The 14,427-nt window shown below is 48.5% G+C and carries 19 protein-coding genes; 14 read left to right on the top strand and 5 right to left on the bottom strand.

The window, feature by feature from the left end:
* The first annotated feature begins 26 nt into the window (after positions 1 to 26).
* From RN22_RS07045 to RN22_RS07090, 10 genes are all read left to right on the top strand, one after another.
* Entirely contained in the window at positions 27 to 860 is an 834-nt protein-coding gene (locus RN22_RS07045) for a putative hydro-lyase (RefSeq protein ID WP_046303678.1), read from the top strand.
* A 51-nt stretch (positions 861 to 911) separates the two neighbouring features.
* Entirely contained in the window at positions 912 to 1,889 is a 978-nt protein-coding gene (locus tag RN22_RS07050; protein ID WP_046303679.1) for a TRAP transporter substrate-binding protein, read from the top strand.
* Between the two features lie 93 nt (positions 1,890 to 1,982).
* Complete coding sequence (locus RN22_RS07055; RefSeq protein ID WP_046303680.1) at positions 1,983 to 2,549, top strand: TRAP transporter small permease; 567 nt, start codon at positions 1,983 to 1,985, stop codon at positions 2,547 to 2,549.
* Positions 2,546 to 3,856, top strand: a complete 1,311-nt coding sequence (locus RN22_RS07060; RefSeq protein ID WP_046303681.1) for a TRAP transporter large permease — start codon at positions 2,546 to 2,548, stop codon at positions 3,854 to 3,856. Before RN22_RS07055 ends, RN22_RS07060 begins: the two co-directional genes overlap by 4 nt.
* 49 nt (positions 3,857 to 3,905) lie before the next feature.
* Positions 3,906 to 4,646 (top strand): 5-oxoprolinase subunit PxpA, encoded by a 741-nt coding sequence (locus tag RN22_RS07065; protein ID WP_046303682.1) that lies wholly within the window; start codon positions 3,906 to 3,908, stop codon positions 4,644 to 4,646.
* Positions 4,633 to 5,319, top strand: a complete 687-nt coding sequence (pxpB, locus tag RN22_RS07070; protein ID WP_046303683.1) for a 5-oxoprolinase subunit PxpB — start codon at positions 4,633 to 4,635, stop codon at positions 5,317 to 5,319. The genes RN22_RS07065 and pxpB overlap by 14 nt, the downstream gene beginning before the upstream one ends.
* Complete coding sequence (locus RN22_RS07075; protein ID WP_046303684.1) at positions 5,316 to 6,236, top strand: biotin-dependent carboxyltransferase family protein; 921 nt, start codon at positions 5,316 to 5,318, stop codon at positions 6,234 to 6,236. Before pxpB ends, RN22_RS07075 begins: the two co-directional genes overlap by 4 nt.
* Positions 6,233 to 6,847 (top strand): hypothetical protein, encoded by a 615-nt coding sequence (locus tag RN22_RS07080; RefSeq protein ID WP_231590866.1) that lies wholly within the window; start codon positions 6,233 to 6,235, stop codon positions 6,845 to 6,847. Before RN22_RS07075 ends, RN22_RS07080 begins: the two co-directional genes overlap by 4 nt.
* 95 nt (positions 6,848 to 6,942) lie before the next feature.
* Complete coding sequence (locus tag RN22_RS07085) at positions 6,943 to 7,443, top strand: GNAT family N-acetyltransferase (RefSeq protein WP_046303685.1); 501 nt, start codon at positions 6,943 to 6,945, stop codon at positions 7,441 to 7,443.
* Positions 7,444 to 7,651: 208 nt separating this feature from the next.
* Positions 7,652 to 8,518 (top strand): SDR family oxidoreductase, encoded by an 867-nt coding sequence (locus tag RN22_RS07090; protein WP_046303686.1) that lies wholly within the window; start codon positions 7,652 to 7,654, stop codon positions 8,516 to 8,518.
* Positions 8,519 to 8,523: 5 nt separating this feature from the next.
* Here RN22_RS07090 and RN22_RS07095 read toward each other — a convergent pair whose 3' ends face one another.
* Positions 8,524 to 9,585: an aldo/keto reductase gene (locus tag RN22_RS07095; RefSeq protein WP_082111379.1), complete on the bottom strand. Its 1,062-nt coding sequence runs from the start codon at positions 9,583 to 9,585 to the stop codon at positions 8,524 to 8,526.
* A 120-nt stretch (positions 9,586 to 9,705) separates the two neighbouring features.
* Between RN22_RS07095 and RN22_RS07100 the strand changes: the two genes are divergently transcribed.
* A complete protein-coding gene (locus RN22_RS07100) occupies positions 9,706 to 10,518 on the top strand; it encodes a LysR family transcriptional regulator (RefSeq protein ID WP_046303687.1) in 813 nt (270 codons plus the stop codon).
* A 4-nt stretch (positions 10,519 to 10,522) separates the two neighbouring features.
* Here the strand turns inward: RN22_RS07100 and RN22_RS07105 are convergent, their stop codons facing one another.
* The gene (locus RN22_RS07105) at positions 10,523 to 11,104 is read right to left on the bottom strand and encodes a TetR/AcrR family transcriptional regulator (RefSeq protein WP_046303688.1); all 582 of its coding nucleotides are present in this window, start codon (positions 11,102 to 11,104) and stop codon (positions 10,523 to 10,525) included.
* Between the two features lie 135 nt (positions 11,105 to 11,239).
* Between RN22_RS07105 and RN22_RS07110 the strand changes: the two genes are divergently transcribed.
* Together RN22_RS07110 and RN22_RS07115 are read left to right on the top strand one after the other, a co-directional pair.
* The gene (locus RN22_RS07110) at positions 11,240 to 11,695 is read left to right on the top strand and encodes a cupin domain-containing protein (protein WP_046303689.1); all 456 of its coding nucleotides are present in this window, start codon (positions 11,240 to 11,242) and stop codon (positions 11,693 to 11,695) included.
* Between the two features lie 208 nt (positions 11,696 to 11,903).
* Positions 11,904 to 12,143, top strand: a complete 240-nt coding sequence (locus RN22_RS07115; protein ID WP_046303690.1) for a hypothetical protein — start codon at positions 11,904 to 11,906, stop codon at positions 12,141 to 12,143.
* 79 nt (positions 12,144 to 12,222) lie between these two features.
* Here the strand turns inward: RN22_RS07115 and RN22_RS07120 are convergent, their stop codons facing one another.
* From RN22_RS07120 to RN22_RS07130, 3 genes are all read right to left on the bottom strand, one after another.
* A complete protein-coding gene (locus RN22_RS07120; protein ID WP_046303691.1) occupies positions 12,223 to 12,456 on the bottom strand; it encodes a hypothetical protein in 234 nt (77 codons plus the stop codon).
* 134 nt (positions 12,457 to 12,590) lie between these two features.
* A complete protein-coding gene (locus RN22_RS07125) occupies positions 12,591 to 12,833 on the bottom strand; it encodes a YdcH family protein (protein ID WP_046303692.1) in 243 nt (80 codons plus the stop codon).
* 114 nt (positions 12,834 to 12,947) lie between these two features.
* The gene (locus tag RN22_RS07130) at positions 12,948 to 13,793 is read right to left on the bottom strand and encodes an enoyl-CoA hydratase/isomerase family protein (RefSeq protein WP_046303693.1); all 846 of its coding nucleotides are present in this window, start codon (positions 13,791 to 13,793) and stop codon (positions 12,948 to 12,950) included.
* A 411-nt stretch (positions 13,794 to 14,204) separates the two neighbouring features.
* Between RN22_RS07130 and RN22_RS07135 the strand changes: the two genes are divergently transcribed.
* Entirely contained in the window at positions 14,205 to 14,390 is a 186-nt protein-coding gene (locus RN22_RS07135) for a Flp family type IVb pilin (RefSeq protein ID WP_052737504.1), read from the top strand.
* Positions 14,391 to 14,427: the final 37 nt, after the last annotated feature.

Genomic DNA, 14,427 nt, shown 5'->3' on the forward strand with positions numbered 1-14,427 from the left:
TTCATTCAACGAGGCGAAGGAAAGCCATGAGTCAACTTGCAGGACAAGAAGCCCCTCTTTCATCCAATCACTACGAAGCAGCCCTGACACAGGCACGTGAATTAAGAAATCTGACACGTGACGGCAAGTTTATTGGTTCGACAAGTGGATTTGCCCCTGGCATCGCACAGGGAAACCTTGTCATTCTTCCCAAAGACTGGGCGGACGACTTTCTTGTATTTTGTCAGAAGAACCCCGTTCCTTGTCCTCTGTTATCAGTATCCAGCCCGGGTGAACCAATGATTGATTTGCTTGGCAAGGATATCGATATTCGCACCGATGTACCTGAATACCATATCTTCCGAAACGGTGAATTGGCTGAGAAAACTCATGACATTAAAGATCTTTGGTGGCATGACATGGTGACTTTTGTCTTGGGTTGTTCTTTCTCGTTTGAAGATGCTTTGATTCGTGCTGGCCTGTCTCTTCGTAATATTGATTGCCAATCGAATGTATCAATGTACCGCACCAACTTGGCGACGACACCAAGCCAGTATTTCAGTGGTAACATGGTGGTTACTATGCGCCCGTTTAAACCAGCAGACGCTATTCGCGCCATTCAAATTACTTCCCGTTATCCGAAATCCCATGGCGCGCCAGTACATATAGGAAACCCCGCCGACATTGGCATCAAAGATCTCTCCAATCCGGATTTTGGTGATGCAGTACCTATTAGGGACGGTGAAATCCCCGTTTTCTGGGCATGTGGTGTAACGCCACAGTTGGCCATTATTAATGCTAAGCCGCCCATCGCCATTACCCATGCACCCGGCAAGATGCTGGTGACGGATATCAGTAACGAGCAACTCTCAGTTTTATAAGTAGTAGGGTCCGTAGGCCCAAATAGGACACTAGTGAAAAGGAGACTTCCGATGAAGTTGTTGAAAAACCTGCTGCCAGCCATGGCAGTGTCTCTCGCTGCACTGTCAGTGCCGTCTGTACTCGCTGCACAATGGCACATGCCAACGCCTTATGGCGATGCTAACCTGCCGACCAAAATCGCCTATGACTTTGCCGAGCAAATCAAAGAATCCACAGGTGGTGAAGTCGATATCAAGGTTCACTCGGGCGCGTCTTTGATGAAGCACCCTGAAATCCCTCGCGCAGTGCGTACTGGTCAGGTGCAGCTTGGCGAAGTTTTCATTGGCATTATGGGTAATACCCACCCTATTTTTAAGCACGACAACATTCCTTTCCTGGCCACTGACTACGAGCAAGCCCAGAAACTGTGGGAAGCCGCCAAGCCTGAAATTGAAAAGCAACTCAGCAAAGAAGGCATGATCCTGCTCTACACTGTGCCTTGGCCAGCACAAAGCCTTTACACCAAAAAGCCGGTGAATTCGCTGGCGGATATTAAAGGCACCAAGATGCGTGCTTACAGCCCATCCACTTCACGTCTTGCTGACTTGATGGAGACCACACCAACCACGGTTCAGGTGCCGGATATTCCACAGGCATTCAGCACTGGCATTATCGATGCGATGGTGACTTCACCTTCGACGGGCGCAAACGGTCAAGCATGGGATTACCTGAGTCACTTCACCGAGATCAAAGCTTGGATTCCAAAGAACTTTGTCGTCGTGAATAAGCGCGCATTTAAACGCTTGGACAAAGACGCTCAGAAAGCCATTTTGGATGCTGCTGCAGCAGCCGAAGCACGTGGCTGGGCAGAGGTTTTAGATCAAGAAGCCAAAGACACCAAAACACTGGCTGACAACGGCATTGTGGTTTCGAAACCTTCCGAGCAATTGCTGAACGAGCTTCAGGCGATTGGCGTGACCATGACAGAAGAGTGGGAAGCAGAAAACTCACAAGCGCTAGCGCCTGTTTTGAAAGCCTATAAAAACTAAGTAAGTAGTTACTTACTACGACGTACCCTCCCCTGGAAACGGACTTGGGGAGGGCTTCAATACCCTGAGCTACGCCTGTCTGGAAGCATTATTATGAAACGAGCTCTGTACCTGCTGTCGGGTGGTTTATCCGGCTTCTTTATTGTGTTGATCATGCTGATCATCCTCGCCCAAATTATTGGCCGAATGATGGGCTTTATTGTCCCGTCGGCAGAAGATTTCTCCGGTTACGCTTTGGCTGCCTCAACCTTCTTTGGCCTTGCCTATACCTTTCGTGAAGGTGGCCATATCCGCGTTAACCTTGCTATTCAAAGGTTGCCAGAATCGCTGCAACGCCCTCTGGAAACTCTGGTCCTAACCCTTGCGTTTTTGCTGCTTTGTTTCTGTAGCTATTACTGCACTTATATGGTCTGGGAATCCTACGACTTCGAAGAAGTCACCCACGGTTACATTCCTATTCCTCTGTGGATTCCACAAGTGCCACTCGCAATCGGCATGATTGCATTCAATCTCGCCGTGCTGGATAGCCTGATTGACAACATTCGCGGTATTACCCCCCATTACAAGCAGTTGGAAGGTGAAGACGCTTCGCTCGAACTGATTGAAGACCCTGACGAAGCTACGGCTCCGCAGGCAAGCAGCAAGGAGCGCGCAAAATGACGGACATGACCTTAATCTCTTTTATTCTTGCCATCTCCATGCTGCTGTTTTTAGCCGCTGGTTTATGGGTATCCCTTGCCTTAATTGGTGTCGGTGTCATGGGCCTGTACATGACAGGCAATGAACAAATCGGCCTGTTGTTCGGCTCTTCAAGCTGGGGGGCGAGCACCAGTTGGTCGCTGACGGCCCTACCGATGTTTATCTGGATGGGTGAGCTTTTATTCCGAACCCGACTCTCGGAAGATCTGTTTAAAGGCCTTTCTCCTTGGCTTAGCAGCTTTCCCGGCAAACTGCTGCACGTGAATGTACTGAGCTGTGGCATATTCGCTGCGGTATCAGGCTCATCCGCCGCCACTGCGGCCACTATTGGACGCATGACCCTGCCCGAGCTGAAAGCACAGGGCTACAGCGAGAAGATGGCCGTCGGCACGTTGGCAGGTTCCGGTACTCTGGGTCTTCTTATCCCGCCTTCCATCATCCTTATTGTGTATGGGGTGGCCGCAGAAGTGTCCATTGGACGCTTATTTATTGCCGGAGCCCTACCCGGCATCATGTTGATGCTCCTGTTTGTGGGTTACACCACCATATGGGCATTGATGAATAAAAATGAAGTGCCTCAGCACTCGAGTAACGATGTTAATTGGCAAGTTAGATTCAAAGCGCTGAAAAAGCTGCTCCCGATAGTCGCCCTTATTTCCTTTGTTTTGGGGTCGATCTACGGCGGTTTCACTACACCGACAGAAGCAGCAGCGCTTGGCGTGTTTGGCGCCATGGTTTTGGCCGCCCTTACCGGCTCTTTGAGTCGTCAGAGTTTCATCGACAGTCTACTGGGTGCCGTGAAAAGCGCCTGTATGATTGGCTTTATTCTCGTGGGCGCGCATTTTCTTACACTGGCAATGGGATTTCTCGGCATTCCCCGCGCGTTAGCGGAGTGGATTGCTGCGATGTCGCTGTCGCCGTTTGAACTCCTGCTTTACCTCACCATCTTATTTGTGGTGCTGGGCTGCTTTCTGGATGGTATTTCTGTGGTGGTTCTGACCGTTGCAGTTGTATTGCCTATGGTGCAGCAGGCAGGCATTGATTTGCTGTGGTTCGGTATCTTCATCGTTCTGGTGGTGGAGTTGTCGCAAATCACCCCGCCCGTAGGTTTCAACCTGTTTGTTATTCAGGCACTCACGGGCAAAAACATTCTGTATGTCGCACGCGCTGCGTTTCCGTTTTTTATGCTGATCCTTTTAGGGTTAGTGTTGATTACCGCCTTCCCGGAAATCGTGACCTATCTGCCGACCACCATGAGTCAGCGCTAGCAGGACAAACTGCTTCTAAAGAAAGCAGAGCTACAAGGAGTGAGTTGAGATGAAATTAAATTGCGACATGGGAGAAAGCTTCGGTGCCTGGACCATGGGGAAAGATGCCGAAGTGATGCCCTGCATTGATATGGCAAGCATCGCCTGTGGCTTTCATGCCTCGGATCCAGTCACGATGCAGAAGACCGTCGCTTTAGCCCTTGAACATGGCGTCACCATTGGCGCCCACCCTGGCTACCCGGATTTGATGGGCTTCGGCCGCCGCAAATTTGATTGCACAGACGAAGAACTTTACGCTTGGCTTGGCTATCAAATCGGTGCGCTGAAAGGCATTTGCCGTCAGCAAAAAGCCATTGTCGATTATGTAAAACCCCATGGTGCGCTCTATAACACCATGATGAAAGACATGGCGGTGCTGAAAACCGTAATGCGCGCAGTGAAAGCCGCTGCGCCAGGTTGCCCATTGGTGGTGATGGCAATTCCTAAGCGCCAACCTATTCACGATTTGGCGGCAGAAGTCGGCATTGACGTGATGTTCGAAGCTTTCTCAGACCGTGCTTATGACGATGAGGGATTTCTGGTCGACCGTCGTATTGAAGGCGCGGTTCACGGCAGTGCTGACGCCATCATCAAGCAGGTACAACAGATTGTTGAACACGGTTCTGTCACAACGCTGAGTGGAAAAACACTCAAGGTGGACGCAGATACACTCTGCATTCACGGAGATGGCCCCCACGCTTCGGCGGTTGCCCAGGCATTGAAGCAGTGGAGGGCAAATGGCGCGAATTGAGGCAGTCAATGAACAGACATTGATTGTGTATTTTGGGGACAGAATTGATGATGCCATCGCCGCTAACGTCAACCTTGCTATCTTTCAAGTCAGGGAAAGTCTAGGGGATTTGGTCACAGACATCATTCCCTCCTATAACTCTATGTTGATTGGCTTTGACCTAAACAGAACGGATCGTTTCGACATCATCAAACGCATTCGTTTGGCGCTTGAGTCCAATACTAACGCCGTCACCAATAACAATGACAATCAGGTAGTTGAAATTCCGGTTTACTACGGCGAGGAAGTCGCGCTGGATATGACGGATGTGTGTGACAAAACTGGCCTAGATAGTGAGTCTGTCATCAAACTGCACAGCGAGCGTGAGTACCGCGTTTACGCCATCGGCTTTAGCCCCGGCTTTGCTTATCTTGGCAGCTTGGATGACGCGATAGTCATGCCGCGTAAATCCACACCACGCCTCAAAGTACCAACGGGCAGCGTAGGGTTGGCAGATAACCAGACTGCCATTTATCCCAGCAGCACACCGGGAGGCTGGCAAATCATTGGTCGTACACCACTGAATATGGTGGACTGGGACAGTGAATCATTGGCAAAAGTAAACGTCGGCAACCGGGTAAGGTTCTGCCCTATCGACAAGGACGAGTTTTTGAAGCAAGGCGGCGTGTTATGAGTTTTGAAGTACTGAACCCCGGCATGCTTACCCTGCTGCAAGACAGTGGTCGCATCGGCTTCCAGCATTTGGGCATCACCACAGGAGGCCCAATGGATGAGCATGCTTTTTATTGGGCAAACCGTCTACTGGGAAACAAGCCAGATGCAGCGCAGCTCGAAATAACCTTCGGCCAACTGCAGCTACAGGTGAATGCCGCCACAACAGTTGCTATTGCAGGCGCAGATCTTTCCGCCACCTTGAACGACAAAGCTATTCAACCCTGGCTCACCTATGCGGTGAAGCCAGGTGATGTTCTGGCGTTTGGTGCACCCAAAAGCGGACTGCGGGCCTATCTCTCCGTGGCTGGCGGCTTTGAATGTGAACCCAAGCTCGGGAGTTGCTCGACGGTGAAAAGGGAGCAGCTGGGCGGTTTAACCGGTCTCGGTGATGCCTTGGAAACGGGGGATATTCTACCCTTTACCGCAACGACTGAATTCACCGAACAGCGCACACCTAAATGGGCTATTCCCGATTACGATGCGCCGCTCGAACTCGGGGTGATGCCTTCCTATCAGCATGCGTCATTTAGTCATGATGAACAGATGACGTTTTTCACCAGCGAGTATGAAGTCAGCCAGAACATCGACCGCATGGGTTATCGCTTATCCGGCGCGCCAGTGAAAAGCAGTCTCGATGGCATCATCTCAGAAGGTATTGCCTTTGGTGCGATTCAGATCCCCAACGATGGCCAACCTATCGTCTTGATGAAAGACAGGCAAACCATCGGCGGCTATCCGAAAATCGGCTGTTTGAGCAGTTTAGGTGCTGGCCAACTTTCACAGCGTCAACCCGGGCAGATTGTTACCTTCTCTCCCATGGATGTTGCGGACGCTGAAGTTGAAAGAAGGCTCTTCAACCGGGTCATTTTCGGATGAGTCCATCTCAGGGGAAAATGGTGCACATTGACAAGGCCACGAATGCGAGGCCAGATGATGTGCGTCCTTTTCTCAAGGCGATTAATCGGTATATCTCAGCCAAAGATAACAACAAGCCACACCTGCTCACCAAAGTGTTTACAGAAGAATCGCTGCTGGAAATGAAGGTCAACACCGACAGTATTTCGTTTCCCTCAGATGTGGTTGGCGTTGAAGCAATCAGCCATGTTCTGTCCTCCCAGTTCAACCAGCGTTTTGAGAATGTTTATACCTTCTGCTTGTCAGACTCCATTGTCAGGGATGACACTCATCTCACCTGTAAGTGGCTCGTCGTGATGACAGAAAAGGACAATGACATTCTGCGCATCGGTTGTGGCTATTACGATTGGCTGTTCAGTGATGAAGCTTCCATCTTGGCAAAAGACCCGAAAGTGGACAAGCTCACCATCACCATTGAGCACATGGCTGCCATCAACTATTCCAATAAAGATCACTTGCTCGATGGGATAGGCGAACTGCCCTACCCTTGGTGTTTCAGCAGTTCCCTGAGTATTGAAATGCCGATGATAGAGGACTTAAAAACAGTGAGACGCTTTCTGGAACAGGATTAGAAATAGCCCTACATTTTATCTGGCGAAATGTGACGATTTTACGCTACGCTTCGCCTAAACCCCTTGCTTGATTACTGTCAGAAAAACAAAGAAATATGAATCTAATAACAAGAACTGCGCTAGCTTCAGATGCCAAAAGCATCACTGATATCGTCAACCCCATTATCGAAAGTCGCCGATACGTGATTCTCGACTCCACGTTTTCGGTGTCAGACCAAAGTTTCTTCATCCAATACTTCCCGGTAAACGGCGTGTTTTTGGTTGCTGAAGACCATGACTCGAAAACCGTTCTTGGCTACCAAACCGTTGAGCCATATGCCAGCTATTCACGCGCACTGGACCATGTCGGCATCATCACCACTTATGTTGACGAGAAACATCATCGACAAGGCGTCGCAACCTCGCTGTTTGCTTCCACGCTCGATATCGCGCGCTCACGCGGTTTTGAAAAGCTGGTTGCTCAGGTTAGATCAGACAATGAAGTGGCTCTGCACACTTATCTAAAGCATGGTTTTGAAGTGTCGGGCCGCGCAAAAAGTCATGCCAAAATCAACGGCAAGTACATTGATGAAATCACGCTGGAACTGTTCCTCTAGCAAATACTTCCATTTAAGAAGGTGCCGAGCACGGCACCTTTTTGTTACCCATCCATTACATAGCTAAATAAACTTTTCTCGCTTTGTTTCTTCCATAAGCCAAATCTAAGAAAGCGCTTCCTGCACAATGTACCCGAGCTACATTTGATTGAGAGCCCCTGCGAAAGCACTGAGATGACTTCGCAGGTTTGTTGATGAGGGAATTATTGTGAAAGTTGCCGTTACCGCCGCCAGTGGGCAATTGGGGGCATCAATCATCAAAGCACTGATTGAGGCCATGCCCAAAGAAAACATTATTGGTTTAGCGCGAACGCCTGAGCGTGCCAAAAATCTTGGCGTTGAAATTCGCCCCGGCGATTATGAGAAACCAGACGACCTTGAACAATCATTGCAAGGTATTGATACGCTGCTATTGGTGTCGGGTATGGACGCGCCAGACAAGCGAATTGGCCAGCACCGAAATGTTATTGATGCCACGAAAAGAGCCGGTGTGAAGAAGATTGTCTACACCAGTGTTCAGGGAGCGTTGGAAGGCACCGCTTTTTCACCCATTATTCAAAGCAACCGACAAACGGAGCAGGACGTGCGGGAATCCGGCCTTGATTGGGTAATAGGCCGCAATGGTATCTATATCGAGCCTGATATCGAGTACATTGAGAACTACAAAAAAGCCGGAGTTATCACCAACTGTGCGGGAGAAGGAAAATGCGGGTATACCACCCGTGGCGAACTTGGCTTCGCGTATGCCCGAATGCTGACCGAAGACAAACACAACGGACAAACCTATAACCTGCATGGTGAAGCGCTTACCCAAACCCAGTTAACGGAATACCTCAACGCGACATACCACACTCACCTGACTTACGTGCCTCTATCTTTTGAGGATTATCAAGCTGAACGTATCGCAGAGTTGGGTGAGTTTCTCGGTACAGTTATCGCTGGCATTTATCAGGGTATCAGTGAAGGTAAAGTCGATAACCCCAGCCATTATCTGGAAGCTGCCGGACGCGAACACCAAAGCTGGGGTGACTACTTTGCGGATATAGAGACGAGGGATCAGCGCCCTATCGAGTAGATAGGTCAATTCACCTGAATACCCAAATGCCGCCAGATTTCCATGTCAGACCACGTCTCCTGAAACCCATAAGGGTATGCAGGTAAACCGGGGTCTGATGCCTCATTAAGAACTGTCATGTGCTTGTCTGGCAGTCGAATATGAGCAGCGGCAAGGTTCGCTTTGAGCTGCTCAGCAGTTCTGGCACCAAGCAATATGGAACACACTCCCGGCCTTTGGGCTAACCATGCCAACGCGATATCGGCTACCGATCTTTGATGTTGGATAGCGATCTCATTCAATGCCTCCAATACCCGGTAGGTTCGCTCTCGGTTGCGAAGGTGATAAGCTTCTACACCGCGATTTGGATCTTCTCCCAACCTTGTTGCGCCAGTTGGCAGCAGGTCTTTCTGATACTTGCCGGTCAGCCAGCCTCCACCAAGTGGCGACCAAGGCGTAAGTCCTATCCCTTCTTCAAGACAACACGGCAAAAGCTCCAGCTCAATATCCCGCTCCAACAGACTATATTGCGACTGCATAGCGACAGGTACTGGCAACCCGTTCTCTTTCGCCGTGGTAATCACTCTCTGCAATTGCCACCCCGTGAGGTTTGACCAAGCGGTGCAGTGAATCTTACCCGCAGTGACAAGGTCACCCAAAGCCACCAGCGTTTCCATGACATCAGTATCCTTATCCCAGCCATGGATGTAGTAGACATCGATAGCGTCCAGCTGCAGCCGTCGAAGACTGGCATCCACCGAGCGAATAAGGCTCCGTCGCGAAGCGCCATAACTTCCCGGAGGTGGTGAAAATCGCCCTTTTGTCGCCACCAACACATTATCCAATCCACCGCGTAACTTGCCCCACTTTCCAATGATCGCTTCCGACAAACCTGCGCTGTAATTGTCTGCCGTATCGATAAAATTCCCACCATTTTCAACGAATAGGTCAAGCTGATTGAAGGCTTCCTGCTCAGAAGTTTCCGCACCAAAAGTCATGGCTCCCAGTGCCAACTTAGACACCATTGGGCCTGCATGTCCCAAGCGCGCTTTTCCCATGCCTGTAGAGAGTGTTTGTTCATCTGCCATCGCGTTATTTCCTCCAATTTTTACGGCGTCCATGCTTTACGACACCAGGTCACTGCTGACCTTCTCTAGACTAATGGCAAGCACCATTTCATCAACGAAACAGATTGATAAGGTCTTTTCATGAATAAAAAGGACGTAAACTGGAACGATCTTCAGTTGTTTATCGCTGTTGCCCGTACAGGCGGGTTGTCAGCGGCATCCAGAGTTACCGGGAAAAGTCCGGCAACTCTGGGGCGCAGGATGCTGTCACTTGAACACAATTTGGGCGCAGAACTCTTTGCCCGTCACGATAAAGGGTATGAATTGCTTTCGGCAGGGAGAAAACTCCTTGAAGAGTTGCTAGGTGTTGAAGCATCACTGGATAATCTAACGACCCCAGCCAGTCAGAGTCAGTGCCCTCTGATCAAAATATCTGCAGGCACCTGGACAACTATGCATTTGCTGGCGCATATCGACACTTTGTCTGGCTCGCCGCAAGATTGCCTTATCCGCTTTGTCACATCAGAAAAAGTGCTCGATATCTCCCACAGAGAGGTCGTTATTGGTTTTCGAAATCAGCGCCCAATGGACGATAACCTTGTTTGTCGCAAACTCGGCAGGGTCGAGTTTGCACCATATGGCACTAAGGACGCGCCGCAAAGATGGATAAAGGTTGTTGCCGAAACACCTTCAGCAAAATGGATTGCACAGCATTCAGGAGCAGAAGTATTTGTTGAAGTCAGCTTACCAAGAAACAGCCTGGATTTGGCCCTCGCAGGAAGAGGCGTTGCCCTGCTGCCTACCTTCATTGGCGACACCGAAGAAACGCTCACTCGCCAGGGTTCCATCATAGAGGAACTCAGTCACGATCAATGGCTGGTTACTCACCATGAAGACCGTTACTTACCCGAAGTCAGGCGATTGATTAAAAGGCTGAATAAGGTGATGGGATAGCACCTTACTCCGACAAATTGGTCGCCTTAAACAGCGCGGCTTTGGTAATACAAGCCTCAAGCAGTTCATGGATAACGTCTTCATCTTTCAATGCTCGGGACACCACCACGCCACCAATCATTAGGGCAGCAAGTGACATAGCACTTTTTCTATCAGGGATTTCCCCTCCACTGCGTGTTTGGAGTATTTCCAATAAACCTTCAAAGACATGGGAGTATGCATTCTTTGCATCACCGTCCAAACTAGATACGTCGGTTGCAAATGCAGCCAGTGGGCAAGGTGACACTTTTTGTTCGACATGCTCTTCACAAAGATACGTTTTTACGATCTTCTCAAAGCTTAAATTCCCATCGGACTCGCGCAGAATTCCTGCCAGAGGGCTGTCTTCTGTCGCAGCATAAACAGCTTCTTTGTATAGCTCTTGTTTGGAGCTGAAATGAGCGTAGAAAGCGCCATGCGTTAGTTTTGCATCTCTCATTACCTCGCCAAGCGATACATTGTGAAATCCTTTGTTAGCAAACAGTCTCACCGCACTTTTCAAAATCTTCTTACGCGTTTCCTGCTTTCTGGTTGTTGGCCAAGGCATAAATCATCCAAAATATTATGTTGAACATATAGTCAATCATCTTAATCTCCTCTCTACAACCACGGAAGATTTAAGTCGGCAAATTTCTACCAAGAAAACATATTTATTCAATGCGTTACTTAAGGAGAGAAGATCATGGGAATGCTTAACACATTATCTAAGGGCACCAATTACGACGCGATTTCTACTGGTGGGATAGATGCTATTGATACCTTCACATTTCGACATGAAGCTTTGCCAGTGGATGTTGAAGGAAAGGTCTTCGTTAGTGAGGCTCTGGGGATGTCCGGCGGTATCCTTTCTCTTAATTCACTGGCTCCACATACCTCTATGCCATTTCACCACGTCCATATCGAGCATGAAGAAATCTACATTTTCATGGGAGGACAAGGCGAATTTATGGTGGATGATAATCGATTCGAGGTCACCACTGGCTCTGTCGTACGTGTGGCTCCCGAAGGCGTACGCTGTTGGAGAAATACCTCTGATTCACCGCTTTACTATGCCGTTCTTCAGGTAAAAGCAGGTAGTGAAACGGTGAAAAATACCATTGAAGATGGCCGTGGTGTAGATCGCCCTGTTATCTGGTAAAGGCATCTATCAAATCAAGGCGGGTTGAGTTTCATTATCACCCGCCTTTCACTTAGCTAATTGTGCGATCCATGCCCACCGATAATGGCGGCTTTTCCGACCTGCTCAATGGTATTATTAACGGGTAGCGCAGAGCGTCTAACTTATTGACTCACGGTAAAAACCTTCTATTTACCCCTGTTAAGGTGAAGCCAATAAGGAGAACACTATGCTCAGATTTCAGTTCTATAAATCGCAAGACGTTGTGACTCACGTGAAACTCGATACACCAATCACCCAAGAAGAAATCAGGCAACTGACTGAGCAAGGTTTTATGGCGTCAGGTGAGATTGTTTCAGCACCGACAATTCTGAAAGCTATGGAACAATATCAGGCCAGCCAAGAAGAGAGCATTCATGCTTACGCTACCTTCGGTGTGGTCATGGGTCTATTTCCGGGAATCCGTTAAATCCCTTTGATTCAATGAAAACGCACCACTTGCATACGCAAGTGGTGCGTTTTTGTGCGCCGATTTGCTGACACTGTTGTTACTCAGCGCAGAATGCTTCAAAGAGTTCGGGCGTATTATCAAACCCTTCAACTTCAGCAAGCTCCCAGGGGCGCTCACATCGGTTGGTATGGGCACACCACTGATAACCTGCAGAAGGGATGCAGCCATGGCTATCACGATCTGCGCCTACCATGGTGTCAGTATCTGCAGCATTCTCTGCGCAGCCAGCCATTAATAGTGCCATCAGTGAAATTAGGGTGAGTTTTTTCATTAAACACCATCTTTTTTGGGTATTCAGGCCTTTATGTAAGCACACTTTTTCCAGTAAAGAGAGCGCGAATTTGGGATAAGGAGAATAAAAAAACGCGCCAGTGGCGCGTCTTGTCGTTCAAAACTGACTGCTTTCTATTTTGCCTGTTGTAGGCGGTGATAGAGCGAATCTTTCAACACGGCACGGTCATGCTTCAGCTTGTGCATTTCTTCATCATCAATCGGTGAATCTCTGAGCTCCAGGCTTCGAATTTCTTTATCAAGTGCATTGTAGGTTTTCGTGTCTTCTGCAAATGAAGCATCTTGAGAAGAGAGCTCTGAGATCAGATCCTTGAACTCTGGGAACTCATTCAAGAGTGAGTGGTTTTCACCTAACATATCAGCCCCTTATTTATTTCCTTTGTCGTTGAGCTTTCACCATAAAAAATTCTCAACCATGTAGATATACTCATGATTGAGAATAGTCGACTTCTCGCGTTAACTAAAACCGGATCAGTTGATGTTTTGCACATCCATCACCAAGTTGTTCCAGTTACGTTGGTTTTCTATATCGTGCTCAAGGCCCTGCTCATCAGCAATCTGAAAGCGTTTAACAGCAGGAGTTTTACTGGTTGCCTGATACAACCAGTAAGCCTCTGCTTTCAGAGCCTCATCGATAGGTTTGTCGATAGATTCATAGACCATCTGCTTACACGCATTGATAGGTTCAGCAGGGAATTTCGCTATGCGTTTCGCCAATGTGTCGACGTATTCACCAATCTCCTTCGGATCCAATGCCTTGTTGATCGTGCCATATGCTTCTGCTTCATCTGCGTCGAAGTCGCGTGCACTAAGAATAATCTCCAGTGCGCGGCCCAAACCGACCTGACGTGCCATACGCGATGCCCCGCCGCCACAAGGCAAAATACCCATACCAACTTCCATCTGCATAAATTTGTATTTACCACGGGCGGCAAAGCGCATATCACAGGCCAATGCAAATTCATGACCGCCACCTCTGGCAAAACCTTCAAGCTTAGCGATAGTTGCCTGTGGTAATTTGCTGATTCGCTCCAGCACTGTCTGCAAATCGAGCAACTTCGCTTCATCGCGGGATACAGCTTCTGTTGACATGTCTTTCAGCAAGTTTGTGTCGTAGTGGCATACCCAGATTTCAGGGTTAGCAGATTGGAAAACAACCACTTTCACATCGCGATCGCGCTCTAAACGCATCGCTAGTCCATTTAAATCAGACAGCATCTCCTGTCCCTGAACATTCACAGTGCCAAAATCGAAAGTGACAGTCAGAATGCCTTCTTCCTGTATAGCGCTAAATGTGGTGTAGCCTTCGTAAGCCATGTTGATCGTCCTTTTGTTTTTTCGGTCGGCTTTCAAGCTAACAACCTCGCTAAATAGCAACAATAAACAATAGGAAGGAAACAGTTTCCGTTAAAAATTGAAAGTGAAAGGAAGAGCTGAAAATCAATGTGATAGCGCTCAAGGATTGATGATTTTCTTTCTAGAAGTCACCACCTTAATCAACCTAGGTAATAGGTTTGACGCTCATATTTTAAATTGTGATGGAAAGTGCATTAATGACTAAGTACATCATCAGAGTTTCAGGAAATCCGCATTTGTGAAACACTTTTCAATTCCACTAATGAAACTGAGAAATATTAGGCGTTTAGATGTCATACAAACGTGACTGGATTCGTAGACGTTACACCGTTATGTTTAGTCGTCATAGATAAGAACTAAAAAGGTATGAGAATGTTCAATTGCATTCGACGCTGCATCTTGGATGAGTCTGGAGTGACCGCCATCGAGTATGCCATTATCGGCGTTGCTGTTTCTGTGATTACACTTGCCATGTTTTCAGAAAATTCTGCGCTTCCAAGCGCACTGGTTAGCGCAATAACAGTCATAGAAACCAACATTAATGCCGCTGGCAATTAAAAAACGCGCCTTATCTGGTAATGCCGATCAGTTAAGC

Source organism: Grimontia sp. AD028 (assembly GCF_000973155.1).
Lineage (GTDB): Bacteria > Pseudomonadota > Gammaproteobacteria > Enterobacterales > Vibrionaceae > Enterovibrio > Enterovibrio indicus.

What these genes read in the sequence shown, in the direction of transcription:
- RN22_RS07045 (WP_046303678.1), top strand. Translation starts at nt 27, where the DNA reads ATGAGTCAACTTGCAGGACAAGAAGCCCCTCTTTCATCCAATCACTAC.
- RN22_RS07050 (WP_046303679.1), top strand. Translation starts at nt 912, where the DNA reads ATGAAGTTGTTGAAAAACCTGCTGCCAGCCATGGCAGTGTCTCTCGCT.
- RN22_RS07055 (WP_046303680.1), top strand. Translation starts at nt 1,983, where the DNA reads ATGAAACGAGCTCTGTACCTGCTGTCGGGTGGTTTATCCGGCTTCTTT.
- RN22_RS07060 (WP_046303681.1), top strand. Translation starts at nt 2,546, where the DNA reads ATGACGGACATGACCTTAATCTCTTTTATTCTTGCCATCTCCATGCTG.
- RN22_RS07065 (WP_046303682.1), top strand. Translation starts at nt 3,906, where the DNA reads ATGAAATTAAATTGCGACATGGGAGAAAGCTTCGGTGCCTGGACCATG.
- pxpB (WP_046303683.1), top strand. Translation starts at nt 4,633, where the DNA reads ATGGCGCGAATTGAGGCAGTCAATGAACAGACATTGATTGTGTATTTT.
- RN22_RS07075 (WP_046303684.1), top strand. Translation starts at nt 5,316, where the DNA reads ATGAGTTTTGAAGTACTGAACCCCGGCATGCTTACCCTGCTGCAAGAC.
- RN22_RS07080 (WP_231590866.1), top strand. Translation starts at nt 6,233, where the DNA reads ATGAGTCCATCTCAGGGGAAAATGGTGCACATTGACAAGGCCACGAAT.
- RN22_RS07085 (WP_046303685.1), top strand. Translation starts at nt 6,943, where the DNA reads ATGAATCTAATAACAAGAACTGCGCTAGCTTCAGATGCCAAAAGCATC.
- RN22_RS07095 (WP_082111379.1), bottom strand. Translation starts at nt 9,585, where the DNA reads ATGGCAGATGAACAAACACTCTCTACAGGCATGGGAAAAGCGCGCTTG.
- RN22_RS07100 (WP_046303687.1), top strand. Translation starts at nt 9,706, where the DNA reads ATGAATAAAAAGGACGTAAACTGGAACGATCTTCAGTTGTTTATCGCT.
- RN22_RS07105 (WP_046303688.1), bottom strand. Translation starts at nt 11,104, where the DNA reads ATGCCTTGGCCAACAACCAGAAAGCAGGAAACGCGTAAGAAGATTTTG.
- RN22_RS07110 (WP_046303689.1), top strand. Translation starts at nt 11,240, where the DNA reads ATGGGAATGCTTAACACATTATCTAAGGGCACCAATTACGACGCGATT.
- RN22_RS07115 (WP_046303690.1), top strand. Translation starts at nt 11,904, where the DNA reads ATGCTCAGATTTCAGTTCTATAAATCGCAAGACGTTGTGACTCACGTG.
- RN22_RS07120 (WP_046303691.1), bottom strand. Translation starts at nt 12,456, where the DNA reads ATGAAAAAACTCACCCTAATTTCACTGATGGCACTATTAATGGCTGGC.
- RN22_RS07125 (WP_046303692.1), bottom strand. Translation starts at nt 12,833, where the DNA reads ATGTTAGGTGAAAACCACTCACTCTTGAATGAGTTCCCAGAGTTCAAG.
- RN22_RS07130 (WP_046303693.1), bottom strand. Translation starts at nt 13,793, where the DNA reads ATGGCTTACGAAGGCTACACCACATTTAGCGCTATACAGGAAGAAGGC.
- RN22_RS07135 (WP_052737504.1), top strand. Translation starts at nt 14,205, where the DNA reads ATGTTCAATTGCATTCGACGCTGCATCTTGGATGAGTCTGGAGTGACC.